Genomic DNA, 1,467 nt, shown 5'->3' on the forward strand with positions numbered 1-1,467 from the left:
TGCTGAATGTCAGCGTGGGCTTCACGATTGCTGAAACCGAGATCCCGTGGGGATCGGCCTTCCTGGCGCCGGTGGCCGAACGCGTGCGTCGTGAAGCCGCTTTACCGGTGGCATCGTCCTGGGGCATTGAAGCACCGGACGTCGCTGAGCGGGTGATTGCCGAACAGCAGATGGATCTGGTGATGATTGGTCGTGCACACCTCGCCAACCCGCACTATCCGTACTATCTGGCGAAGAAACTGAACGTTGAGCGCCCATCCTGGGTCCTGCCTGCGCCTTACGCGCACTGGCTGGAACGCTACCGTTTGGGTGAGTAATCGACCCGAAAAAAAGGTGGCCTGTTTTCGGGCCACCTCACGCACCTTACCCACTGTTGTTTCAACTACGTTCAATCTTTTTCGCTGCATCATCCAGCGCATCAATAATCGCGAACAGCGACTGCTGCGAGATCCCGTCCTGCGACAGGCGAACATTGAGCGCCGTTTTCATATTATGGATGGCACGTTCCACATCCGGCAGACTGCGGTTGTTCACCAGCACTGCCAGCGTGGACAGTCGCTGAATGATGCTGACCAGTGCCGCAGCGTGATGTTGCAACTGCTCCGCCCCTTTCTCTTCCAGACGATAGGCTTTACGTGTCGCCTGACCATCCACTACCGCGATGCACTCCATCTCCTCCAGCAGCTGGAGATTGGGGTAAATAATGCCCGGACTGGGGCTGTACTCCCCTTTCGACAGCTCCTCAACGGCTTTGATTAACTCATAACCATGCGCGGCGTTGTGGCTGAGGAAATGCAGCAGAAGCAGCCGGATATCGCTGGCATCGAGTATTTTTTCCCGACGTTTTCTGCGGTGGCCGGCACGTGCTGCGCCATCGGGATGCCACACGGGCGGCTCCGTTTTCACGTTACTTCTGATGCCAGTAAGCAACGGCGCGCACGAAGGTCGCGTCACAGCCACGCTGTTCGATAAAGTAATCACTCAGCTTTTTCACAAACTCCGCTTCGCCGGTCAGCCAGATAAAGTAATCCTCTGTCGGAAGCTGAATGCCGTTGAATGTCTCAATCAGTGCAGCCAGATTCTCTGTTTTCATGGCACCGCTGCCGACCCAGGTTGCATCCACGCCGTTCAGACCGTCCAGATAGGTCTGCCCGACGACCTCATCCACATAGGCGAACAGACTGAGCCGCTGACCGCGAAGGGTTTCCTTACGGCGTTTAAATGCTGGCAACCCGCTTTCATCGCAGACATACAGCTGGAAGGCATAGTCTTCCGGCACCACCAGAGAACCACGCGGCCCGCCAATCGCTAAGGCATCACCGGGCTGTGCCTGGGCGGCCCAGTCACTGGCCACGCCGCCGTCATGAATATAGAAATCGAGGGTCAGCGTTTTGGCTACGCCATCAAAGAACAGCGGTGTGTAGTCGCGGGAAACGGGCCGTGCGCCCTCTTTCCACACCACGCCGT

The 1,467-nt window shown here is 57.3% G+C and carries 2 protein-coding genes and 1 pseudogene; 1 reads left to right on the forward strand and 2 read right to left on the reverse strand.

The features are described 5' to 3' along the window. Positions 1–317 (forward strand): annotated as a pseudogene (locus WH277_RS01150) (NADH:flavin oxidoreductase/NADH oxidase); the annotation flags it as partial. Between the two features lie 61 nt (positions 318–378). Here the strand turns inward: WH277_RS01150 and WH277_RS01155 are convergent. Both WH277_RS01155 and WH277_RS01160 read right to left on the reverse strand, forming a co-directional pair. After that, positions 379–906, reverse strand: a complete 528-nt coding sequence (locus WH277_RS01155; RefSeq protein ID WP_339503885.1) for a PadR family transcriptional regulator — start codon at positions 904–906, stop codon at positions 379–381. 1 nt (position 907) lies between these two features. Further along, positions 908–1,467: siderophore-interacting protein (locus WH277_RS01160; protein WP_339503886.1), on the reverse strand; the 560-nt coding region annotated here is incomplete at its 5' end.

Origin of the sequence: Erwinia sp. MYb416 (genome assembly GCF_037479575.1) — a bacterium.
Classification (GTDB): Bacteria; Pseudomonadota; Gammaproteobacteria; order Enterobacterales; family Enterobacteriaceae; genus Erwinia; species Erwinia rhapontici.